Annotated in this window: 26 protein-coding genes; 5 read left to right on the forward strand and 21 right to left on the reverse strand. The window is 59.3% G+C overall.

Translation table 11 applies throughout. The features are described from left to right. Position 1 precedes the first annotated feature (1 nt). From purH to HKX41_07040, 7 genes are all read right to left on the reverse strand, one after another. Entirely contained in the window at positions 2–1,597 is a 1,596-nt protein-coding gene (purH, locus tag HKX41_07010; GenBank protein NNC23904.1) for a bifunctional phosphoribosylaminoimidazolecarboxamide formyltransferase/IMP cyclohydrolase, read from the reverse strand. A gap of 51 nt (positions 1,598–1,648) precedes the next feature. Further along, positions 1,649–1,921: a DNA-binding transcriptional regulator Fis gene (gene fis, locus HKX41_07015; GenBank protein ID NNC23905.1), complete on the reverse strand. Its 273-nt coding sequence runs from the start codon at positions 1,919–1,921 to the stop codon at positions 1,649–1,651. Positions 1,922–2,038: 117 nt separating this feature from the next. Then, complete coding sequence (gene prmA, locus HKX41_07020; GenBank protein ID NNC23906.1) at positions 2,039–2,923, reverse strand: 50S ribosomal protein L11 methyltransferase; 885 nt, start codon at positions 2,921–2,923, stop codon at positions 2,039–2,041. Further along, positions 2,920–4,272 carry an acetyl-CoA carboxylase biotin carboxylase subunit gene (gene accC / locus HKX41_07025; GenBank protein ID NNC23907.1) on the reverse strand — a complete coding sequence of 451 codons (1,353 nt, stop codon included), beginning with the start codon at positions 4,270–4,272 and terminating at the stop codon, positions 2,920–2,922. Before accC ends, prmA begins: the two co-directional genes overlap by 4 nt. Further along, complete coding sequence (locus tag HKX41_07030; protein NNC23908.1) at positions 4,272–4,733, reverse strand: acetyl-CoA carboxylase biotin carboxyl carrier protein; 462 nt, start codon at positions 4,731–4,733, stop codon at positions 4,272–4,274. Before HKX41_07030 ends, accC begins: the two co-directional genes overlap by 1 nt. 23 nt (positions 4,734–4,756) lie before the next feature. Further along, complete coding sequence (gene aroQ, locus HKX41_07035; protein NNC23909.1) at positions 4,757–5,200, reverse strand: type II 3-dehydroquinate dehydratase; 444 nt, start codon at positions 5,198–5,200, stop codon at positions 4,757–4,759. A 539-nt stretch (positions 5,201–5,739) separates the two neighbouring features. Continuing rightward, positions 5,740–6,084: a divalent-cation tolerance protein CutA gene (locus HKX41_07040; GenBank protein NNC23910.1), complete on the reverse strand. Its 345-nt coding sequence runs from the start codon at positions 6,082–6,084 to the stop codon at positions 5,740–5,742. A gap of 202 nt (positions 6,085–6,286) precedes the next feature. Here HKX41_07040 and HKX41_07045 point away from each other — a divergent pair, with 202 nt between their 5' ends. Together HKX41_07045 and ilvD are read left to right on the forward strand one after the other, a co-directional pair. Further along, entirely contained in the window at positions 6,287–6,922 is a 636-nt protein-coding gene (locus tag HKX41_07045; protein NNC23911.1) for a peroxiredoxin, read from the forward strand. A 106-nt stretch (positions 6,923–7,028) separates the two neighbouring features. Then, entirely contained in the window at positions 7,029–8,723 is a 1,695-nt protein-coding gene (gene ilvD, locus HKX41_07050) for a dihydroxy-acid dehydratase (protein ID NNC23912.1), read from the forward strand. A 111-nt stretch (positions 8,724–8,834) separates the two neighbouring features. Here ilvD and HKX41_07055 read toward each other — a convergent pair whose 3' ends face one another. From HKX41_07055 to HKX41_07065, 3 genes are read right to left on the reverse strand one after another with little or no spacing between them, the layout of a single operon-like run. Continuing rightward, positions 8,835–9,308, reverse strand: a complete 474-nt coding sequence (locus HKX41_07055; GenBank protein NNC23913.1) for a hypothetical protein — start codon at positions 9,306–9,308, stop codon at positions 8,835–8,837. Between the two features lie 4 nt (positions 9,309–9,312). Further along, entirely contained in the window at positions 9,313–9,579 is a 267-nt protein-coding gene (locus tag HKX41_07060) for a hypothetical protein (GenBank protein ID NNC23914.1), read from the reverse strand. Positions 9,580–9,617: 38 nt separating this feature from the next. Next, positions 9,618–10,433: a hydrolase TatD gene (locus HKX41_07065; protein ID NNC23915.1), complete on the reverse strand. Its 816-nt coding sequence runs from the start codon at positions 10,431–10,433 to the stop codon at positions 9,618–9,620. Between the two features lie 116 nt (positions 10,434–10,549). Here HKX41_07065 and HKX41_07070 point away from each other — a divergent pair, with 116 nt between their 5' ends. Genes HKX41_07070 through HKX41_07080 form a run of 3 tightly spaced genes read left to right on the forward strand, consistent with a single transcriptional unit; the run spans position 10,550 to position 12,364 of the window. Continuing rightward, positions 10,550–11,221, forward strand: coding sequence for a TIGR04211 family SH3 domain-containing protein (locus HKX41_07070; protein ID NNC23916.1), 672 nt, complete (start codon positions 10,550–10,552; stop codon positions 11,219–11,221). Positions 11,222–11,248: 27 nt separating this feature from the next. After that, a complete protein-coding gene (locus HKX41_07075; protein ID NNC23917.1) occupies positions 11,249–11,905 on the forward strand; it encodes an alpha/beta hydrolase in 657 nt (218 codons plus the stop codon). A gap of 12 nt (positions 11,906–11,917) precedes the next feature. Next, positions 11,918–12,364, forward strand: a complete 447-nt coding sequence (locus HKX41_07080) for a TerB family tellurite resistance protein (GenBank protein NNC23918.1) — start codon at positions 11,918–11,920, stop codon at positions 12,362–12,364. 59 nt (positions 12,365–12,423) lie between these two features. Here the strand turns inward: HKX41_07080 and metW are convergent, their stop codons facing one another. The 11 genes from metW to HKX41_07135 all read right to left on the reverse strand — a co-directional run bounded on the left by metW (position 12,424) and on the right by HKX41_07135 (position 23,564). Beyond that, entirely contained in the window at positions 12,424–13,053 is a 630-nt protein-coding gene (gene metW, locus HKX41_07085) for a methionine biosynthesis protein MetW (protein ID NNC23919.1), read from the reverse strand. Beyond that, positions 13,050–14,195, reverse strand: a complete 1,146-nt coding sequence (locus HKX41_07090) for a homoserine O-acetyltransferase (GenBank protein NNC23920.1) — start codon at positions 14,193–14,195, stop codon at positions 13,050–13,052. The genes metW and HKX41_07090 overlap by 4 nt, the downstream gene beginning before the upstream one ends. Then, positions 14,196–14,780, reverse strand: coding sequence for a YggT family protein (locus tag HKX41_07095; protein ID NNC23921.1), 585 nt, complete (start codon positions 14,778–14,780; stop codon positions 14,196–14,198). It abuts the gene before it with no gap. A gap of 2 nt (positions 14,781–14,782) precedes the next feature. Then, entirely contained in the window at positions 14,783–15,604 is an 822-nt protein-coding gene (locus HKX41_07100; GenBank protein ID NNC23922.1) for a pyrroline-5-carboxylate reductase, read from the reverse strand. A gap of 81 nt (positions 15,605–15,685) precedes the next feature. Continuing rightward, positions 15,686–16,786, reverse strand: a complete 1,101-nt coding sequence (gene ugpC, locus HKX41_07105) for a sn-glycerol-3-phosphate ABC transporter ATP-binding protein UgpC (protein NNC23923.1) — start codon at positions 16,784–16,786, stop codon at positions 15,686–15,688. Positions 16,787–16,788: 2 nt separating this feature from the next. Next, positions 16,789–17,661, reverse strand: a complete 873-nt coding sequence (locus tag HKX41_07110) for a carbohydrate ABC transporter permease (GenBank protein ID NNC23924.1) — start codon at positions 17,659–17,661, stop codon at positions 16,789–16,791. Further along, on the reverse strand, positions 17,654–18,586 hold the full coding sequence (locus HKX41_07115) for a sugar ABC transporter permease (protein ID NNC23925.1): 933 nt from the start codon (positions 18,584–18,586) through the stop codon (positions 17,654–17,656). The genes HKX41_07110 and HKX41_07115 overlap by 8 nt, the downstream gene beginning before the upstream one ends. 85 nt (positions 18,587–18,671) lie before the next feature. Further along, entirely contained in the window at positions 18,672–19,973 is a 1,302-nt protein-coding gene (locus HKX41_07120; GenBank protein NNC23926.1) for a carbohydrate ABC transporter substrate-binding protein, read from the reverse strand. A 180-nt stretch (positions 19,974–20,153) separates the two neighbouring features. Beyond that, on the reverse strand, positions 20,154–21,470 hold the full coding sequence (locus HKX41_07125; protein ID NNC23927.1) for a carbohydrate ABC transporter substrate-binding protein: 1,317 nt from the start codon (positions 21,468–21,470) through the stop codon (positions 20,154–20,156). A 115-nt stretch (positions 21,471–21,585) separates the two neighbouring features. Further along, positions 21,586–22,533, reverse strand: coding sequence for a glucokinase (glk, locus tag HKX41_07130; protein NNC23928.1), 948 nt, complete (start codon positions 22,531–22,533; stop codon positions 21,586–21,588). A gap of 116 nt (positions 22,534–22,649) precedes the next feature. Then, positions 22,650–23,564, reverse strand: a complete 915-nt coding sequence (locus HKX41_07135; protein NNC23929.1) for a carbohydrate kinase — start codon at positions 23,562–23,564, stop codon at positions 22,650–22,652. Between the last annotated feature and the right edge of the window lie 3 nt (positions 23,565–23,567).

The raw sequence follows: 23,567 nt of genomic DNA on the forward strand, positions 1-23,567 counted from the left end.
CCTAGTGCCGAAAATGGCGTAGGCCGGTGAACATCATCGCCACGCCGGCCTCGTCGGCGGCGGCAATGACTTCGTCGTCGCGCTTCGAGCCGCCCGGCTGAATTATCCCGGCCACCCCCGCTTCAACCGCGGCATCGACGCCATCACGAAACGGGAAAAACGCATCCGAGGCCATCACGCTTCCGGTCAGATCCAGTCCAGCATCGGCGGCTTTCTGACGAGCAATGCGAACGGCATCGATACGGCTCATCTGACCAGCGCCGACACCCAACGTCTGCCCGCGCGCCGCGAAGACGATCGCGTTGGATTTGACATGTTTAGCGGCCCGGAACGCAAAAAACATATCCTGAATCTGGGCGCCATCCGGTGTGGCCTGCCCTACGTTTTCGAGTCTGTCGCTGTCGACACCTTGCGCATCGGCCTGTTGGCGCAGAAAACCACCCTGGATCGAACGCGTGACGAAATGGTCCGTCGCGGTCTCATGGAACGCACCGGTCGCCAACACACGCAAGTTCTTCCGGCGACCGAAAGCCCCGAGCGCATCGTCGGCAAAAGCCGGCGCAAGCACGACTTCGGCAAACTGGTTGGACACAATCTGTCCAGCCAGCGCACCGTCAACAGTATCGTTGAACGCGATGATGCCCCCGAAGGCCGAAGCCGGGTCAGTAGCGAACGCGCGCGCGTAGGCCGTCGCCAAGTCGGGGCCGACACCGATGCCACAGGGGTTGGCGTGTTTGATGATGACGCAGGCCGGCGTGTCGTCGAAATCGCGCACCGCGGCCAGAGCCGCATCGGCATCGGCGTAGTTGTTATACGACAGTGCTTTGCCCTGACACAGCCGTGCATTGACGACACCGGTGGTATCGCGATCACCGACCCGATAAACCGCCGCCTGCTGGTGCGGATTCTCGCCATAGCGAAGTTCATCGACCTTCACGGCTTGCGGCGACCACATGCTCGCCTGCATTGTCGCGTCAGCATCGCCACTCGATTGATCTTCGCCGCCGTCCACCTGGTCTGCGCCGAGATAGGCGGCGATCGCGCGGTCGTAGCCCGCCGTGTGTGCAAAGCCAGCGGCGGCCAAGCGGCGGCGTGTAGCGGTGGTGGTGCCACCGTGTTCGCCGATTTCCGCTAACACCGCAGGGCCATCAGCCGGGTCGACGACAAGCGTCACATCGGCGTGATTCTTAGCTGCGGCACGCAGCATCGCCGGACCGCCGATGTCGATGGTCTCGATGGCAGTCTCACGCGTCGTATCGGGCGCGGCCACGGTCTGCTCGAATGGATAGAGATTAACCACCACCATATCGATCGGCGGTATATCGTTGTCGCGCATGACGTCCGCATCGGCCGCACGCCGGCCCAGAATGCCGCCATGTATGCGCGGGTGCAGGGTTTTGACGCGCCCACCCATGATTTCCGGCGCCCCCGTGTAGTCGACGACATCGACAACCGGCACACCAGCTTCGCGTAGTTTGGCCGCCGTGCCACCTGTCGACAGAACCTCGACGCCGTGGGTCTCGACGAGCTCGCGCGCAAACGCAACCACGCCGGTCTTGTCGGACACACTTATAAGCGCACGCCGCACGGGTGCTATTTCAGTCACGATGAAACACTCCGAAAAGTCTGGTCGAGTCGCCCCGCGGCCCTAGCCGTTTAACGCGTGCCGACGCAATTTCTTGCGCAGCGTGGCGCGATTGATGCCAAGCATCTCAGCCGCCCGGGATTGATTACCACCGGTCTGGTCGAGTACACGTTCGAGTAGTGGTTTCTCCACTTCCGCCAACACCATCTCGTAGAGATTGTCGGGCGGCTCACAGCCATTCAGGGATTCGAAATATTGATCCAAGCTTGCGCCGACATAGTGGCGTAATGGTTTGGTCTGGCCACTGGAGGGGTCATCGCGTTCAGTCGACGACATACGGCGCGCCGGCGGTTGGTTTGAGCGGTCGACTAATATAACGATTTTGGGCGCCGAACTAAACCCACAACCAGCGCTCGCGCCGCCTCGATTCGCTACAACGCCGGCTGCGCGGGCCTATCGGCGACGACCGGCCAATGCCGCCCAATCTCCTTCGTAGATGGGCGGCTCGAAAGATAACCAATCTGCGTAGGCATTTTGCACATCATCGACATGGCGCGATAACAGCCCGGAGAGCACCAACCAACCGCCCGGTGCAAGCTGCGCGATCAACGTCGGCGTCAGATCGATCAGCGGGGCAGCCAGTATATTGGCCAGAACGATATCGTAAGCCGGCGCGGGTACCGCATCCAGCGCTGGTGTCTCGACCACTTCGGCCACGCCGTTGGCAGCGGCATTGTCACGAGTCGCAGTCAATGCTTTCGGGTCGTTGTCGACCGCAACGACCGTATGTGCACCAAGTTTGGCAGCAGCGATCGCTAGAATCCCCGAGCCGCAGCCATAATCGAGAACACGCTGGCCGGCTAGATCAGCGCCGGCCAGCCAAGCCAGACATAGCGCCGTTGTCGGATGCGAGCCAGTGCCAAACGCCAACCCTGGATCCAGACGAATCACGGTTGCACTCGGACCGGCCTCAGCCGACAGTTCGGCATCAGTCGGCGCAACCCACAGATCGTCGCCAAACCGACGCGGCTTTTGATACGCACGCCAGGCTTCGACCCAGTCGGCTTCGGGCAGTATTTCGCTGGCCACAGTCACATGCGGGTCACCGATGGCTTCCCGCAGGGCGTGCTCGATTGGGGCCGTATCGGTCTCCGGCGAAAACTGCCCAACAACCCGCGAGACACCAAACGACGGGGTCTGACCCGGCGCTGGTTCCACGGTCAATTCCTCACCTACATCGAGCACTGTCACCGCCTCGGCACCGTTTTCTTCCAGCACCAGTTCGGCCAGGGCCGAATGCTCGGTCTCAGCAATGACCTGCAAGCGGGCGAGATTCATCCGTCGGCGTCGGCGCGCAGCTTGTTTTCCAGATAATGAATGGACACGCCACCCGCCACGAAATGCGGATCGGTCAGGATTTGTTGGTGGAGATCGAGGTTGGTGTGTATTCCTTCAACGACCATCTCCGACAACGCGATTTCGCCGCGGGATAGCGCGGTGTCCCGATCCGGGCCGTGGGCGATAAGCTTGCCGATCAGCGAATCGTAGTGAGGCGGCACGCTATAGCCCGCGTAGGCATGCGAATCCAGCCGTATACCCGGGCCACCCGGCGTGTGGTATTCGGTGATCCGGCCAGGCGACGGCACGAACGTCGTCGGATGCTCGGCATTAACTCGGCACTCGATGGCGTGCCCAGAAAGCTCGATATCCGACTGCGAATAAGACAGCGGATAGCCTGCCGCGATTCGCAGTTGTTCGGCCACCAGATCGACACCCGTGATCATTTCAGTGACCGGATGCTCAACCTGGATACGCGTATTCATTTCAATGAAATGGAACTCGCCGTTTTCGTATAAAAACTCGAAGGTGCCTGCGCCGCGATAACCAATGCGCTGGCATGCCGCCACACACAATGCACCGATACGTTCACGCTCGGCATCAGTGATGCCAGGCGCCGGCGCTTCCTCGACCACCTTTTGATGGCGACGCTGCGACGAGCAGTCGCGCTCGCCCAGATGGATGGCGTTGCCATAGTTGTCGGCCAGCACCTGGACTTCGATGTGGCGCGGCAGCTCCAGAAATTTCTCCATATAGACCAGCGAGTTGCCAAAGGAACTCGCGGCCTCACGGCGCGCCATATCGACCGCACTGGGGACTTCGGATGCACTATGGACAACATGCATGCCACGTCCACCGCCACCGCCGACGGCCTTGATGATGACCGGAAGACCGATGGATTCAGCCAGTTGGCGATTGGCCTGGTCATCGTCGGACAACGGCCCGCCTGACCCCGGCACACAAGGCACACCAGCCGCCGACATTTCCTGGATCGCCGAGGTTTTGTCAGCCATCAAGCGGATCGTCTCGGCATCCGGGCCGATGTAGGTGAACCCAGATTCGGCTACGCTTTCGGCGAAATCCGCGTTTTCCGACAGGAAGCCGTAGCCAGGGTGGATCGCACTGGCACCGGCAACCTCCGCCGTGCTCATCAGCGTCGCCATGTTGAGGTAGCTTCCATCGGCGTTCGGCGGGCCGATACAGACCGCCTCCTCGGCCAGCAGAACGTGTTTCTGATCCTGGTCAGCGGTGGAATAGACCGCGACCACCGGGATATCGAGTTGACGACAGGCGCGCAGGATCCGCAGCGCAATCTCGCCACGGTTGGCAATCAGTACCTTATCCAGCATCACGAAATGACAAACAGTGGTTGATCGAACTCCACCGGCTGGCCGTCTTCCACCAGCACTTGGCTGATTGTCCCGGCAGTCTCGGACTCGATCTGATTGAGCATTTTCATAGCCTCGACGATGCATAGCGTATCGCCCACCGAAACGCGATTGCCGACTTCAGCAAACGGTTCGGCGTCCGGTGACGGGGCGCGATAAAACGTGCCCACCATCGGTGAGCGGATCATCGTGCCATCCAGCGGCTCGTCGGCCGGCGCCGTGCTTTCAGCCTCCGGCTGAGCAGGTGGCGCCGCCGGCTGCGCCGGCGCCTGCGTCGCCGGTGGCGGCGCGGCCCCGGCAGAGGCCGCTACTGGCGGATAGCGGCCGATACGGACTGACTCTTCGCCCTCCGATATTTCGAGCTCGGCGACGCCCGACGCCTCAACCAGTTCGATGAGTTTCTTGAGTTTTCGTATGTCCATGACGTTCCCTAAATTTAAAGCAGCTAAGCCGCGCCGTCGGCGCGCATAAGTGCGGCTAGCGCCAACTCGTAACCGTGGGCACCGAATCCAGCGACGGTGCCAAGCGCAATGTCCGAAAAGTACGAATGTTGGCGGAACGGCTCGCGCGCGGCGATATTTGACAGATGAATTTCCACAAACGGCAGCCCCGTCGCAATCATCGCGTCGCGCAGCGCCACGCTGGTATGAGTGAACCCGCCGGGATTCAACAAGATGCCGTCACAGTGCTCGTGTCCAGCGGCCTGCACACGGTCAATCAACGCACCTTCGCCGTTGGTCTGAAAAGTATCGAGTTCGTGGCCAGCGTCTTGCGCAAGCACGGCCAATCGCGACTCGATCGCAGCCAGCGTGTCGCGGCCATAATGGGCCGACTCGCGCTGCCCGAGCAGATTTAAATTCGGCCCGTTGACAAGCAGATATCGCGCCAAACCGCATCCGTTCGTAAAACCGCTGTAATAGTATGCCTCAGCCAAGCTGTTACAGCAATAAGTTGACCCCGGATCGACGACATTCGCGCCTATTTCGAAACTTTTCCGGCAAAAATACTTTGACGACGCGCCCGGGCACGTCGTTTTAGGCTGCCTCGAACCGAGCGAGCACTAAGCGAGTCTACTCGAGCGCGTGTGCGCGAACCCCACCGGCACCCGCTCCAAACGGATGGACGACATATTGTGATGGCTTACGCTTCTACGCGTGCGGCGCTTGGCTACCAAAGCGATAACATGGCGACTACGCATCCAAGGATCGCACACGCCGATAGCCTTACAAAGGCCACATGCGGCGTACCGATACAGCCGCCGATGTGCCAGCAAGATAAACAAACCTGTCAAACCGCAACGATTTGATTACAAAATCATAAACCCGCGAGACGTTGAAACAGCGACTCGGTGGGCGACAGCGCGGCGGCTACAACCGCCCCGTTGCTTCGACAGATGGCAACCATAGCCCGACCAAAGGCAGGCTCCGTTTAAGCCTCGGTTGTTTCGATCAGCCAGCCCAGATAATCGGGCAGCCCATCAACAATCGGCACCGCAACGATTTCCGGCACATCGTCCGGATGGGATTCGGTCACGCGAGTACGCAGTGCTTCCAACCGAGTGTGCTGAGTTTTGATCAGCAAAAGGACTTCCTGGGCGGTTTCGACCTGACCTTGCCAGCGATAAACCGATCTGATCCCCGGCACGATATTGACGCAAGCCGCTTCACCGGCTTCGACCAGCCCATTGGCGATCGACTCGGCAGTCGCCGTATCAGGACAGGTGACATAAATGATAATCGGGTGGTAGCGGCCGCCAGATTCGGCATCGCTCATTTTGTTTCCTCCGCATAAGGTACCGGACGAAGCATCACCGTCGTTCCCGGCCATGATTTGTCGCTCGAGAGAATACCAGCTGCGCGCATCCTCGCAGCTCAATAGTTTAACGCCGCTTAAAGTTAAAATATCCAGTTATTTAGAAAAATCGAAACTCGGTGCTACGCTTAAACAATGAGGCAGTTTGCATAAGGAGTTCTTCATGGGTCTACGACTGGGCGACACAGCCCCTAATTTCACGGCAGAAACCACGGAAGGCACCATCGACTTCCACACATGGCTGGGCGATGGCTGGGGGGTGCTGATGTCCCACCCCGCGGATTTCACGCCCGTGTGCACAACCGAGCTCGGCACCGTCGGCGGCTTGGACTCGGAATTCGCCAAACGCAACGCCAAGGCGATCGTGGTCTCGGTGGATTCGGTCGATGATCACTACAAGTGGTCACAGGATATCGCCGAAACGCAACGAAGCGGGGTCACATTCCCGATTATCGGCGATCCCGAGCGCAAGGTATCCGAGCTCTACGACATGATCCACCCGAATGAGGGCGACACGTCGACGGTACGATCGGTGTTCGTGATCGATCCGAATAAAAAGATCCGCATGACGCTGACCTACCCCAAGTCAGCCGGGCGCAACTTTGCCGAAATCCTGCGCGTGATCGACTCTCTACAGCTGACGGATAACTACAAAGTGACCACGCCGGCCGATTGGCAAAACGGCGACGATGTGATCGTCCTGCCGAGCCTATCCAATGACGAAGCGGAAAAGCTCTTCCCGGCCGGCTTCACCGAGTTAAAGCCCTATCTACGCATGACCAAACAGCCGAATCTCTAACACCTCGGCCAACCATAGAACTCAAAAGGCGCGGCCAGGGGTCGCGCCTTTTTTGTGTATGGCGCAACGAAGCGGTCATAATACGGCTTCAGCGACCGGAGCGAGCATGACCGACCAGACAACCAACAAACGCCGCAGCGCCACCATAACCGAAGGCACAGCACGCGCGCCGAACCGCGCCATGCTGCGCGCCATGGGCTACACCGACGCCGACCTGACCAAGCCCATCGTCGGCATCGCCAACGGCTACTCCACGGTCACGCCCTGCAATATGGGCCTAAACGCTCTGGCTGAACGCGCCGAAACCGCGTTCGAGGACAGCGGCGCCAAGTCACAAGTCTTCGGCACGGTCACCGTCTCGGACGGCATCTCCATGGGCACGACGGGGATGAAGTACTCGCTGGTCTCGCGCGAAGTCATCGCCGACGCGGTGGAAACCGCGGTCCAAGCCGAATCAATGGACGGCGTCCTAGCACTCGGCGGCTGCGACAAGAACATGCCGGGCGCGATGATCGGTATCGCACGCATGAATGTGCCGGCAATATTCGTCTATGGCGGCACGATCAAGCCTGGCCATCTGGACGGCGAGGACTTGACCCTCGTCTCGGCATTCGAAGCTGTCGGCCAACGCGTTGCCGGCACGATCGACGACGCTCGCCTCAAGAAGGTCGAATGCAACGCCTGCCCGGGCATCGGCTCCTGTGGCGGCATGTTTACCGCCAATACCATGTCGAGCACATTCGAAGCGATGGGCATGAGCCTGCCCTATTCGTCGACCATGGCCGCGGAAGACGCCGAGAAAGCCGAGAACACAGCCGCCTCGGCACAAGCGCTGTTAACCGCCATCGAAAAAGGCATCCGCCCGCGTGATCTGCTGACCTTCAAAGCCTTCGAGAACGCCATCACGCTGGTCATGGCCGTGGGCGGCTCCACCAACGCGGTGCTCCACCTGCTCGCGATCGCACACGCAGCGGGCGTCGATCTATCGATTGACGATTTTGAACGCATCCGCGGCAAGGTCCCGGTTTTCTGCGATCTGAAACCCTCGGGCCGCCATGTCGTCACCGAACTGCACGCCGCCGGCGGCATCCCGCAGGTGTTGAAGATGCTCTACAACGCTGGATTGCTGCATGGCGACTGCCCGACGATCACCGGTGCCACGCTGGCCGAGACCCTGGCCGACGTGCCGGACGAACCGCCGTCCGGGCAAACGGTGATTCACCCGATCGACAAACCGCTCTATGCCTCCGGGCACCTGGCGATCCTCAAGGGTAACCTCGCCACCGAAGGCGCCGTAGCCAAGATTACGGGCATCAAGGAACCGTCGATAACCGGCCCAGCACGGGTGTTCGATTCGGAAGAAGATGCCATGTCGGCCATCGTCGGCGAGCAAGTCGGCGCCGGCGATGTCGTGGTCCTTCGCTACGAAGGCCCCAAGGGCGGCCCCGGTATGCGCGAAATGCTCTCACCGACCTCGGCCATCGTCGGCCGGGGCCTTAGTGACAAAGTCGGACTGATTACCGACGGTCGCTTCTCTGGCGGCACTTACGGCATGGTCGTCGGCCATGTCGCACCGGAAGCTGCAGCCGGCGGCGATATCGCACTCGTCGAGGACGGTGACACCATCACCATCGACGCCCACCAACGATTGCTACAACTGGCGGTCGACGACGAAACGTTGGCGCGCCGGCGTGCCGCATGGCAGAACCGTCCCGGCAACGCGACGCGCGGCGTGCTCGGCAAATACGCCAAGCTGGTCGGTTCGGCGGCGAGCGGTGCTGTCACCGACGACGCCGATTGACCCCGCTTAATACCGCCCTAAACGGCCACCGGGAATAAGCGATCGCGCCGCTTTTTGACTGACCACGCGCTCTCCGAGCGCGTGGTCAGTCATACATGCGATCTCGAGGCGTTACGAGCGATCGGCAAAACGATCGATGGTGCGCGCAGCCTGTTCGCGTAGCGACGGCTCGACCGCACGAAACAGCGCACCGCGCAGCCCCGGGCTAGCGGCTACGACCACGCCGGCCGCCAGCGCCGCCACCATCACGCCACCAGTATGGTCGCGCGTCCAGTCGACAGCCATGTCACCGAGCGCCGAACGATCCCGATCCTCATCCGAGCGGGCATCAGAGCCGTCGGCAGACGGTGCCGCACTATTGATGCGCGGCCGCACCGCTCGATATACGAGGCCGCCGACAACCGCTACCATCAGCAGCAGCGTCGCGCCGGCAATCGCAATCGCGCCCGGCTGCCCGATCAGCGGGGCGAGCGCAAGATAGAGGGCACCAATAAGCGCTAACACGGCCGCTGTTGCCAGCAGCATCAACATCCAGAACAGCATGTTGACGGCCAACGCACCGACCGCTTTGGCGCGCAAATTCATGGCGTCAGCGCTTTAGCAGAGCACCGATCAACAGACCGGCGCCGAAAGCGGTGGCAATACTCGTGTACGGGCGCGCCTCGATCTCGGCACCGACCTCCTGCGAACGCTTGCGAACTTCCTCGCTGAACTCGCCGGTTTTGCTGCGGACGGCATCGGCACCCGAACGCGCCTGTTCTTCGCTGATTTTGCGGACATCCGAAGTCAACGTTTGGAAATCGTTGCGGAGCGATTCAAGGTCATTTTTTAGCGTTTCAGTTTCATTTTCGGCCATGGCGACCACCTAACGTTGCCAGTTGCGTTTGAATCGTATCATTTCGCGACTGAAGCGGCGGCATGCCGTTCTTTTAGCCCAAAAAATCGCTCAGCCGTTGCAGTTGTCGCACTCGCCAGTGCCGACACCGACTCACCGCGCGCGACGGCTGCCGCCCTGGCAACCTCGGGCAGAAACGACGGCTCGTTGCGTCGTGTCGCCGGTTTGGAATCAAGACTTCGCGGCAACAGAAACGGACAGTCGGTTTCGATCATCAGGCGATCACTCGGGATCTCCGGCAACAGCCGGGCGACCGACTGGCCACGGCGCTCGTCGCAGATCCAGCCGGTGATGCCGATGTGGCAACCAAGTTCGAGATAAGTCTCGAGTGCGTCGCGGTCGCCGGTAAAACAATGCACGACCGCGGCCGGCAAGTCGTCGATCGTGTTTTTCAGAATGGCGGCAAAGTCAGCATGTGCCTCACGCTGATGCAGGAACACCGGCAACTGATGGCGACGCGCAATATCGAGTTGAGCCTCGAACGCCGTGGCCTGTGCATCCCTTGGCGATAGATCGCGGAAATAATCCAGACCGGCTTCACCGACCGCTGCAATATCGCCAGCGCCGGCTGCGTCGGCGATCTGCTCGGCGAGTGCGTCGTCCCATGACTCGGCGTGGTGCGGATGCAAACCAGCGGTCGCTGCCAGATCGTTCTCGGTGCGCGCGAGTTCTACGGCAGATGCGTTGCTCGCATGGTCACTGCCCGTCACGACCATCGCGTGGACGCCAGCCGCGTGCGCTCGCTGGCGTACATCTTGGCGATCAGCGTCAAAACTCTCGTGGGCCAGATTGGCGCCGATGTCGACTAGCGTCATAGGCAAAATCCCGGGTTGATAATCGCGCCACAGTCTAGCCGATCGCGGCGACACCATGGCCGTTCAATACGTGTGGTTTTGCTATCATTTCCCAACCCTTCAATCTCCCAACTTTCATGCGTCGTAGCCCAATACCGCGCGTTGCTATCGCGTTCCTGCTCGTGATCGTCACTGGCGTGGCCAGCGCCGCAACACGCTATGTCAGCGACCAATTATCGGTGAACCTGCGGCGCGGCCCGGGCACCGGTTACAACATTAAGAAACTCATAGACGCCGGCGACAAGCTAACCACACTCTCGAAATCCGATGGTTGGACCAAGATCCGGACAGCCAGCGGCACCACCGGCTACGTGCTGACCCGGCAACTGTCGGACAAACCAGCCGCCACCACGCGTCTGGACAAATATCGGCAGCAGAATAAGAAACTGCGTAAACAAAACAAATCGCTGAGCACCAACGCGGGCAGTGCTAAGAAAAAGATTGCCAAACTGCAGAAACAGAACAAGCAACTGACCAGCCAGAAAAAAACGATCAGTCAGAAGCTTGAAAAATTGCGTGAAACCTCCGCCGACGCCGTGCGCATTAACAAACAGAATAAGAAATACCACAAGAAAGTGATGTCGCTGGAGTCGACGGTCGAGCGTTTGAAACACGAAAACGAGGCGCTCGAAAGCCGGCGTGAAGGCATGAAAATCGGCGCGCTCATCCTGTTCGTGGGGATCGTGGTCGGCCTATTGCTTTCCCTGATGCGCCGGCGTCGTTCCGGTAGTTGGAGCGACTCGCTATGATCGGCCCACTCGACACGCTGTAACGTTATGCAGGCGGACGAATTACATTGGCCAGCCGCGGGCGAACACGCACGCGGCACGATCGACGGCCCAGCAGGCGCGCTGGAAACCGCCATAGCCATGCCGAAAACGAGCGCGCGCGGACTCGTGCTTGTGGCTCACCCGCATCCGCAGCAAGGCGGCACGCTGGATAACAAAGTCACCTACATGACTGCGCGCGCCATGGTCGAGTCCGGCTTTGCTGCAATCCGGGTCAACTACCGCGGTGTGGGCCAAAGCGAAGGCGGCTACGACGCTGGCCAAGGCGAGTTCGACGATCTGCGCGTGGCGCGGCAATGGGCGCTCCAACAATCCGGGCTCCCGTATGCCGGAGTCGCAGGCTTTTCATTCGGCGCCTGGCTGGCGCTGTGCCTAGCCGTATCAGACGGCGCACGGGCGCTTCTGACTATCGGTCTGCCGGTGGAATATTTCGAAAACAACCTGCCACGAGCCGATACGGCATGGCGCGCCCTTTTCGGCGACGCTGACGACGTCATCGACGTCGATCGCGCCATACATGCCGTCCAGGCCCTACAGCCGCCGGTCGACACACAGATAATGAGCGGCGCCGGCCATTTCCTGCACGGCCGTCTCAGCGAGCTTCGCCGTCTGGCCGGGGACCATTTCGACGCCCACGGCGACTAAACCGCCATCGCCATGAATCTTTTCAACCAGCTGAAAACCGCGTTGGCGCCGACCGAGACAGCCGAGCGCGACCCGGAACACGCCCAGCGCATCGCCGCTGCGGTATTGATGCTCGAGATAGCGCATGCGGATCACGTGCACGCCGACGTCGAATACCAAACCATCCGCACCGAGCTCGAAAACGGTTTCGCCCTAGACGCCGCGGGCGCCGACGAGCTGCTTGAGGCTGCCCGACCGCAGTCCGACGACAACGTGTCACTTTATACGTATTTAAAAACGCTCAACAGCGGGCTTAACGCGACCGAGAAGCGCGAAGTCATCGAGATGTTGTGGCGCGTCGCGTATGCCGACCGTGAAATCGCCGCTGACGAAGAAGCGCTGCTGCGGCGACTCGCCGATATGCTTTATCTGCCGCACAGCGAGTTCATCCGCGCCAAACTGGCTGTGCTCGGCGACTAACGCGCAACCCGATGCAGCAGGGGCACGTGCGCTGAATAAGCTTTGTAACGTACCAACGCCTACGCTGATTCGGCGAGTTGATAAAGCGCGATCTCGCCGAAAAGATTCGGCCACATCCGAATCAGCGCATTACTGCGGTGGGCATGATTGACCACATGCCGACGCGCGATCGCGACGCCCTTTTCCACGCATAGTTGCTCGAAGTCACGCACCGTGCTCAGCCGGATGTTGGGCGACTCATACCAGCGATGCGGCAATGATTTCGACATCGGCATCAGACCAAAGGCCCCGAGCGACAGACGCGGACGCCAATGGCCAAAGTTAGGGAAGGTCACGATCGATGCCTGCCCGACACGCAGCATCTCGTCCATCAGCCGATCCGGGCGCTGGACTTCCTGCAGCGCCGAGCTCATAACGACATAATCGAAACTCGCCGCCGAGAACTCGCCAAGGCCCTTGTCGAGGTCGAGCTGCAGCACGTTGACGCCGCGTTTAGCGCACTGGATAACGTTGTCGGCATTGATCTCCAAACCATAACCGACAACGTCCTTGGTCCCGGCGAGGTGTGCCAATAACGCGCCATCACCACAACCGAGATCGAGCACCCGTGCGCCTGGACGAATCCAGTCAGCAATGAGCGCGAGATCGGCGCGCAAACCATCCGGTGCCGGCGTCGTCTCCGTGTTCATATGCCTAACTCGTCAGCCGCGCGGCCGAGATAGGCCCGCAGCGTATCGATATAGTGCGGCATCGTCAGCAGGAAGTCGTCATGGCCCAGGTTGGAGGTGACTTCAGCGTAGGATACGTCTTTGCCGGCCTCGACCAACGCATCGACGATCTCGCGCGAGCGTGACGGCGGAAAGCGCCAATCCGAGGTGAATGACAACACCATAAATCGCGCTGTCGCCGGCGCGAACGCTTCCGCCAGACCACCAGCCAGGTTATTAGCCGGGTCGAAATAATCCAACGCCTTGGTCATCAGCAGATATGTGTTGGCGTCGAAATTGTGGACAAACGACTCGCCCTGATAGCGCAGGTACGACTCCACCTGGAATTCAACGTCGAAGCCGTAGCGCACCGCGTCGGCACGTAGGTCACGACCAAACTTGGCGCGCATTGCCTCGTCGGACAAATAGGTGATGTGGCCAAGCATGCGCGCCAACATCAAACCACGCCGCGGCACGGCATCGTGGTCGACGTAACGCCCACCATAAAACTCTGGATCGGTCACGATCGCCTGGCGCGCGATTTCGTTGAAGGCAATATTTTGAGCCGATAATCGCGGCGCGGCTGCAATCACCACGGCGTAGGCAATCCGATCCGGATAGTCGAACGACCATTGCATGACCTGCATGCCGCCGAGGCTACCGCCAATCACCGCGGCCCATCGCTCGATGCCAAGCGCAGCGCGCAGCCGGTCCTGCACCCGCACCCAATCGCCAACCGTCACCACGGGGAAATCCGGCCCGTAGATGGCGCCAGTCTCGGGATTAACACTGGCCGGCCCAGTCGAGCTGCCGTAACAGCCGGGGTTGCCCGGACTGACAACGAAAAACCGATTGGTGTCGATCATTTTGCCGGGACCGATGCACTTATCCCACCAGCCAGGTTTGGCGTCATCCTCGCTGTGGTAACCGGCCGCGTGGTGGTTGCCGGACAGCGCATGGCAGACCAACACGGCATTGGAATGATCGGCGTTCAATTCGCCGTAGGTTTCATACACCAGATCGAGACGCGCCAAGCTACTGCCACAGTCCAGCTCGAGCGGCTGCTCGATAGCCAGCGTCTGGGGCTCGACGTACCCTACGGCACCCGGTGTCGACTCACGCATTCAGTGCAACGCACCTGGCAAGGGCAACAACATAGTAACGACCTGCAACACCAGGATGACCACCAACGGTGACAGATCGAAGCCGCCGAGCGGCGGCAGACGAGAGCGAACCGGTCGAAGCAACGGTTCATTCAGAGTTCGCAAAAGTGCAGTGGCCGGCGAGTTCTGCTGCGGCGCCAGCCATGACATGAGCGCTTGGATGAGAATCGTCAAGGTGTATAGGTTACAGACCAACACGATCGTTTTGAAAGCCGCCCAAGCCAGCGCGACGGCGGGACGGAGCTGAGCGAAGTCGAGCGGCTGCCCTTGTGCCAACGTGTTCAGCACGAGAATCAGTTCGACATCTACATAGCAGATGATGACTGCCAATACCAGCGCTGGCACGTCGAGATCACTCCGGCGTGGAATTAGCGCGGCTACCCAGCGAACCGGTATGCGCGTGGCCTGCCAGACAAACTGCGACAACGGATTGTAGAAATTGGCCCGAACGAGTTGCAACAACACGCGCAGCAACACCACGATCGTATACAGCGACAGCAGCGTATCGCCCAGAAAAATCAGTGCATGCATTCCGTTATTGACCACAGTCAGCTCGGATCGAGATCATCGGCCAGTTCACCGGCGCGACTGGCGGCTGCCTCAACGGCACGGTTGATCGCGACATCAACTTGACCACTCGTCAATTCGCCCAATGCCTTTTCAGTCGTGCCGCCCGGCGACGTGACCTTGGCGCGGAGCGTGCCAGCGTCGTCACCCGACTCCTCGACCATTCGGGCCGCACCAAGCGCGGTTTGCGTGACCAATTGACGCGCCGTGGCCGGATCCAGCCCCTCGTTTTCAGCCGCCGTCTGGAGCGCCTCCATAAAGGCGAAAAAGTATGCCGGGCCACTACCGGAAACCGCTGTCACCGTATTCAATTTGGATTCCGCGTCGACCCAGACCGTTTGGCCACTGGCCGTCAGGATATCGTCGGCTAATTGCCGCGTCTGCTGGTCAACACCGGGTGGCGCATACAGCCCCGTTATGCCAGCGCCGATAAGTGCCGGCGTATTCGGCATACAGCGCACGATCGCTCGTTTCTCACCGAACCAATGCACGAGCGCGGCCAACGGCACACCTGCCGCAACCGATATGACAGCAGCCGAACTGGTCGTCATCGACTCGGCCAGCTCTGTAGCCACATCCGGCAAGATCTGGGGTTTGACCGCGAGTACAACAGCATCGGCGTCCATGACTTCGGGGCTCGCCTGGCTCACGCAATCGACCGCGTAGGCCTCGGTCAAGGCCGCGTGTTTAGCCGCATCCGGTTCCACCACCGTGACCGTTGCGGGCGAGCCTGCGTGTCGCAAGCCGCCGATCAGGCTGCACGCCATATTGCCGCCGCCAACAAATACGACCCTGCGCTCCATCCATTGCCTCAATTGGTTAAACCGTGCGCATGATACGACACGCCGTCCCCGGTCGGCGAGGGCAGCACGCTTTGCGCCGAGTCAGGCGATACGCTTGCCATCCTCAGGCGCGAAAAACACCGCCCTGTCCATATTGAACCAGAGGTCGACGTTTGCACCGACAGGCGTCGAAAATCCCGGCAGCGTGCGAGCCGTTATGGATGTATCGCCGACCGCCGACGTGATGAACGTATCCGGCCCGGTCGGTTCGACAACATTGACCGGGCAGGCAACCTTGGCGGTATCGGACTCCTCGGCTGGACGAACGTGCTCCGGACGGATACCGAGCGTCACCTCGGTTCGACTGCCTTCGGACAGTTGTCGCGCTGTTCGATCATCAACCGGCAACGCCACTCGACCGTCGTCAGTCGCAAAGCTAGCGTACAAATTATCGCCGCTTTGTTCGATATTGGCGGGAATGAAGTTCATCGCCGGCGAGCCGATAAAGCTCGCAACGTAGCGATTGGCCGGGTCATTGTAGATGTCGTGTGGCGACCCCAGTTGCTGGACCACGCCCTCATTCATCACCGCAATGCGATTGCCTAGCGTCATGGCCTCGATCTGATCATGGGTGACGTAAACCATGGCCTTGCCCAGACGCTGCTGGAGCATCTTGATTTCCGTGCGCATCTCGACACGCAGCTTGGCATCGAGATTGGACAACGGCTCATCAAGCAAAAACAACGCCGGATCCCGCGCCAACGCCCGACCTATTGCGACTCGTTGGCGCTGGCCACCTGATAACTGGGCCGGTTTACGTCCCAACAGCGGCTCGATCTGAAGCAGGCTCGCAACCTGATCGATGATCTTCGCCTGCTCGGCTTTGGGTACGCGACGCATCTTCAACCCGAACTGGATATTGCCGCGCACGGTCATGTTCGGATACAGCGCGTAGAACTGGAATACCATGGCGATGTTACGAGCGCGCGGCGAGCGCTCGTTGATGCGCTCGCCATCCAATCGGATCTCGCCCTCAGTGACCGGTTCAAGACCGGCCAACATATTCAACAGCGTCGACTTGCCACAGCCCGACGGCCCCACCAGGATCAAGAAGTCGCCCGAGTCGATCTCGATGTTGATGTCATCGAGTACACGCGTAGTACCGAAATGTTTACTTACATTTTCTATAGCCAGAGCAGACATCGTTATCCTTTCACAGCGCCGGCGGTCAGGCCCCGCACGAAATAGCGACCGGCGACGATATAGACGATAAACGTGGGCAGCGCAGCGATCATGGCCGCAGCCATGTCGACGTTATAGTGTTTGACGCCGGTCGACGAGGTATTCACCAAGTTATTAAGCGCCACGGTTATCGGATGTGATGCACCCGAGGTAAATACCACACCAAAGAGGAAATCGTTCCATATTTGCGTAAACTGCCAAATCATACAAACCATTAGAATCGGAACTGCCAAAGGCAGGGCGATGTGCCAAAAAATAGAAAAGAAACCGGCACCGTCGACGCGCGCCGACTTCGCGAGTTCATTCGGCACAGTCACGAAAAAGTTACGGCAGAACAGCGTCGTGACCGCGATACCGTAGATCGTATGCACCACAATCAAGCCGACGATTGAATTGGACAGACCCAATGTGCCGAGCGTATCGGCCATCGGAAGCAAGAACATTTGATACGGCACAATCATGCCGAAGAGCAAAAGCCCAAAAATGACTTCCGAACCACGAAATCGCCATTGGGTAAGAAGATAACCGTTTATCGCACCAAACCCTGTCGACAATAGAACCGCCGGCACCGTGAAGGCCATCGAGTTCAGGAAATAGGGTTTCAGGCCGCTACACGAATCGCCCGTGCACGCCGACCCCCATGCGGCCAACCACGGCTTGATCGTGAATGGATCGGGCCACGCAAACAGCCCGCCACTCTGAACCTGGCCGAGACTTTTGAATGATGTCACCACCATCACGTACAGCGGCGCCAAGAAATATAACGCTGCCACAATCAGCACGGCATAGATTGCTATAACGGATGGTGACAGCGACGTTCGATTAGACTCAGCCATTACGCGCATTCCGTTTTTGTCGAAATTCGCTGATCCACATCGGCAAGATCACGACCGCAATCACGAGCATCATCAGCGAAGCCGCCGCTGCACCAAGCGCGATTTGGCCGCGGTTGAATCCATATTCGTACATAAAAATTGCCGGCATCCAGGTTGAGTAGCCTGGGCCACCGCCAGTCATGGCCATGATTAGCGCAAAACTCTTAATGGACAGTTGCACCAACAAGGCCACCGCCGAGAAAAGAACCGGCTGCAAACTGGGAATAATGATCTTCAAATACGCACGCGGCAGCGACGCACCGTCAAGCTGAGCCGCCTTGATGATCGAATCATCGATATTGCGCAGCCCAGCCAAAAACAACGTCATCACGAAACCCGACGCCTGCCACACGGCGGCGACTGCTACGGCATATATCGCCATATCCGGTTGGATCAGCCAGTCAAAGCTAAAACTGCCCCAGCCCCACGACCGAACGACATGTTGCACCCCCATACTCGGGTTCAACATCCACTTCCAGACCACACCGGTGACAACCATCGACAGCGCCATCGGATACAGATAGATCGTACGCAGCAAGCCGACCGCGCGTATCTTCTGATCGAGCAAGATGGCGAGTAACAATCCCAGGCCAAGGCTAACGCCAATATAGAGCGCACCGAAGATGAGAAGATTAAGCAACGACACATGCCATGTGTCGAGCGAAAACATCGCCTCGTATTGAATCAAGCCAGCGAAATGGTTGCTGGGCAAGATCGTCGAGTTCGTGAACGACAACCAGATCGTCCACCCCAGAAATCCATAGATAAAGACACCAACCGCGATTAGCGATGGGATCAGCGTCAGTTTCGGCAAAAGCCAATCAGACCATGCCGCTAGTTCGAAGCGGGATTGTTTTCGCTCTTTTGGTATTTGGCCAGTTGCCATAAACAGATCGCGACGGCTTATTTTAAAAAATGGCCCGATACAGGCCGGGGCATGTGCACCATGGAATCATCGTGGCGTCTCAGGCTTAGCCTGCCGAAAGGCTCGACATTTGCTCGGCCTGTTTGACCCGTGAGGCCAATGCTTCAACAGCGGCTTCAGCGCTCATCTTGTCAGTGTTGTAAAACTTGGCGATGACATCAAAAATCGCACCTTTGACCGCGCCTATTTCGGCCTGATCCTGAGACATCGTCGGCACTAGAGCGTCCGCTTTCTTGGCCTTTTGGTATAGTTTGGCCGACTTCTTGGCGCATTGGTCGAAACCTTTAAGCGAAGTTTTTTCACGCACCGGAATCGACCCCTTAGCCTTGTTGAATCGCCGCTGGAATTTGGGCGACATAACGGTATTGGCGAACACCGCCTGACCTCTCCTTTTTGCTTTCGCGTCGACCTTGAACGCCACGAAAGTGTCATTGTTATAGATATACGCGTTGTCATTGCCCGGCATGGTTACACAGGCAATCTCCTTACCTGGCGTCTTGCCATCATTGATGATTTCGCCTTTAGCCCAATCACCCATAATCTGCATCGCCGCCTCACCACGCACCACCAGGCCAGTATTGTGATTCCAGGACAGTCCCGCCGCGTCAGGATCGGTGTATTGCTTGAGCGTACGCAACCGCTTGAACGCTTTGACCATCTTGTCACTGGCCAAAGCGCGCTGATCAAGCTCAACGAGCGCTTTCCGGTAAAACTCGGCATCCCCCACAGTAGCGACCACGGCGTCGAACTCAGTCGCCACCTGCCAGGTATTGCCGCCACCCGCAATCGGCGTAATGCCCGCCTGTTTCAACTGCTTCAACGCATCGACAAAATCTGGCCAAGAGCGTGGTATATCGACACCTGCCTCGCGCATCAACGACTTGTTGACCCACAGCCAGTTGACGCGATGAATATTGAAGGGAACCGCAGCATACTTGCCGTCGCATTTGACGCCTTCGGCAACCCGTGGAGCTAGTTTTTTGTCCCAGTTACCGGCCTCAGCCACTTTATCCAAGGATCCAATCAGCCCGGTCTGACACCATTGATCGATCGCCGGCGGCATAACCTGGGCCATCCCCGGCGTCCTATGCGATTGGATACGCGACTTCAACACTGTGCGGGCATTCGCACCGCCGCCGCCGGAGACCGCGTCATTGTTCATCTCAACGCCTTCATCGGCCAGCATCTGCTTGAGCACATGCATCGATTTGGCTTCGGACCCCGATGTCCACCAATTCAGAGCATCGATCTGGGATTTGCCGCCACTGTTGGCGGCTGAAGCCACGCCAGCGGCACTGGCCATGCTCGCCATTACAGCGAGCAAAACCGTGCTTACAGTTCGACTCAAGGCTCCAGACAAAACACCGGCTCCATAGCGACCGACTTTCAACACGCTCCACGTGCCCGGTCCAGCTCATGCAAAACGCCCACGTAAGATTATTGAGCGAGCGCTTGTTCAAATGGCCGCATCAATCGCTAGCCAGCAATCGAGTTTTGGATTCGATTGCTGGCACAACGAAGATTGCCACTAGAGCTGAGACATCTGCTTGGCTTGTTTGACCCGCGACGCCAGTGTCTCGGCCGCATCCTGAGCGGTCATATCCTTGGTATTGTAGAACTTGGCGATCACGTCAAAGATTGCACCTTTGACCGCACCGACCTCGGCCATGTCCTGAGACATCGATGGCACCAGCGCATCGGCCTTCTTGGCTTTCTTATACAGCTGGGCCGACCTCTTGGCGCAAAGATCAAAACCCTTGAGTGAAGTGCCCTCGCGCACCGGGATGGACCCCTTGGCCATATTGAACTTGCGCTGGAACGCCGGGCTCATCACTGTGTTAGCAAAAACTGCTTGGGCTTTTTGCCTGGATTTCGAGTCGACCGTGAACGCCTCGAAAGTATCGACATTGTAGATATACGAATTCTTGTTGCCCGGCATGGTCACACAGGCAATCTCTTCGCCCGGCGTCTTGCCGTCATTAGTGATTTCACCTTTGGCCCAATCGCCCATGATCTGCATCGCAGCTTTGCCCTGCACCACCATGCCGGTGTTGTGATTCCAGGACAGCCCCGCCGCGTTGGGATCGGTATATTTCTGGATCGTGCGCAGGCGCTTGAACGCCTGGACCATCTTGTCGCTGGATAGCGCATCCTGATCGAGCTGGATAAGCGCTTTGCGATAGAACTTGGCATCCCCCACGGTCCCGACCAGAGCGTCGAACGCGGTGCCCACTTGCCAAGTGTTGCCGCCACCAGCAATCGGCGTGATATCGGCTTTTTTCAGCTTTTTCAATACGTCGACAAACTGGCTCCAAGTTTGCGGCATTTCGGCGTCAACTTCTTTCAAAAGCGAGCGATTGACCCACAACCAGTTGATTCGATGAACATTGAACGGCACCGCGACATATTCGCCATCGCATTGCAGACTCTTGGCAATCCGTGGCGCGACATGTTCATCCCAATTGTCGGACTTGGCGGCCTTGTCCATCGACCCGATCAGCCCGGTTTCGCACCACTGCTGGATCTTCGGCCCCTTGATCTGAGCGACCCCCGGTGTGTTGTGCGATTGGATGCGCGATTTCAACACCGTGCGGGCATTCGAACCACCGCCGCCCGACACGGCGTCGTTGTTCATCTTTACCCCTTTATCGCCCAGCATCTGCTGCAGGACGCGCATCGATTTGGCTTCGGAGCCCGACGTCCACCAGTTCAGGACATCGATCTGCGGCTTGTCGCCACTATCTGCCGCTGACGCCGTACCAACGACGCCGAGTGTGCCAGCCGCACTAAGCGTAGCCGCGATCGCTGTCGCGCGCATTATTCGAGCCACGGGGTTTAGAGGCATATTATTCTCCGCTCGTCGCTAATCCGAAGTCTATAAGATTCACATAGAACCATATAGGCAGGACATATAAGCGACAATTAGCCTAAAGTCTTAGAGCGGCTGTCGGCCGCACGTTTTAGTCATCCAGCGTCGCCACAACACCGCGCAACGCCGGATTCGAAGCCTCTATGACATAGACCGGAATCGCTGACAGGTAATCGCTTAGGCGTCCGCCGGATTCGAAACGCTCACGAAAACCACTGGCTGCAAAGAAATCGCCGAGTCGCGGCACGATCCCGCCACCGATATACACACCGCCGCGCGCGCCCAGCGTCAGCGCCAAATTCGACGCCGTAGTGCCGAGCATCCGACAGAACATCGTCAATGCTTCGATCGCGTGGCTATCGCGTCGCGCCAATGCTGAGTCGCTGATCGCGGCCGGCGTATCCAAATGGGTTACAGCACCATCCAGTTCAGTGAGGCCTTGGTACAGATTGACCAAGCCGCTGCCAGTCAATACACGCTCGGTCGACACCCGCCCGTGCTTAGCGGCAAGCGCCTCAACCACGGCGCGCTCGCGCGCGTCGACCGGGTTGATACGCACATGACCACCTTCGCTGTTCAAGGGCACCCACATCCGGCGACCGGCGACCAATCCGGAGACGCCGAGGCCGGTACCCGGACCAATGACAGCACGCGCGGCGCCCGGCACCGGCGCATCGCCGCCGAGTGGCCTCAATTCAGACGCCGCAAGCTTCGGTAGCGCGAGCGCGAGCGCCGCGAAATCGTTGACGACCTCGAACCGAATCAGACCAAGACGCTGCTTGAGATCCTCGATCGAGAACGACCAGTCACGGCGATTCGTCCAGGTGATGCGATCGCCGTGCACCGGCGTCGCGACAGCCATTGCCAGTTCGTCGATGCCCATGAGACCGGCTTGATCGAGATAAGCGCGAACAGCCGCTTCGGGGCCAGCGTAGTCTGCACACTGGAGTGTGATCGACGACGCCAGCTCGCCATCAGCTTGAAGCTGGGCAAAGCGCGCATTAGTGCCACCGATATCGGCGACGATTCGGATACACATCAGCGTCCTTCTATCCGTCGGCGTAAAACATGTAAATAAGAAGACGCGACACAGCCGCAACACGCCTTAATGCGCACCGATTGCCACCAATCACGGCTGCATTCATCGTGCTGCAATCAACCAGCCGCCAGCACGGCGTCGACTTCATGTCGCGTCGGCGCATGGGCGCCAGTCCGACAACAGGCAGCAGCCGCCGTAGCGGCCGCCATACGCAAATGCTCGGCCACCGGCGCGTCGGGCCGGTCGAAATAACCCGCGACGAGACCGCCGATGCAGGCGTCGCCGGCGCCGACACTGTCACCCGCAGCGGCATCAACGCTAAACGCTGGTTGGCGGGCCGACTCATCACCGCGATAGCCAACCATGCCCGCCCGACCACGGGTGTAGACGACGATGGCTCGCGGCGCGATGGCGCGTACGTGCGCGAGCGCTGCCTCAGTTTCGATCTGCGGATAGATTGCGGCCAGATCTTCATCCGAAAGCTTGATCAACGTTGAGAGCGCGGCGAGCCGCTCGAAAAGCGCAGGATAGTCCGGCCCCATCAGGCGCCGCATATTCGGATCGAAACAAATGGCCGTCCCGCGTTGATGGAGCGCGTCGGCAAGCTCGATCAACCGCTCGCCCAAACCAGGGCGAACGAGGCTAATACAGCCAAAATGGGCCAACTGAACGGCGTCCAACCAACCGGCCGGCAACTCGTCCGGGTCGAACGCGAGATCAGCGGCATCGGCACCGAGAAATTGATAAGCCGGCGGCTCAGTATCGTGCACCATCGCAATCAATGGTTCCCGGTGTGCGCGCTGGATAAAGCGCGTATCGAGCCCGCCGGACTCGGACAAAGCGGCAATCTCGTCGCCAAACCGGTCGGTGCTCACCGCACCAGCCCAGGCGCTAGGCACACCGAGCGCAGCCGCGCTACGCGCAACGTTCCAGCAGGAACCACCGGCCGCGCTACGCCAGTCGGCTTCACCGATGCGCACGAAATCCGTCAGCGCCTCACCGAGGCTCACAAATTGGGGAAGATCCGACATAGC

It is taken from the genome of Salifodinibacter halophilus, from assembly GCA_012999515.1.
In the GTDB taxonomy this organism is placed as follows: domain Bacteria; phylum Pseudomonadota; class Gammaproteobacteria; order Nevskiales; family Salinisphaeraceae; genus Salifodinibacter; species Salifodinibacter halophilus.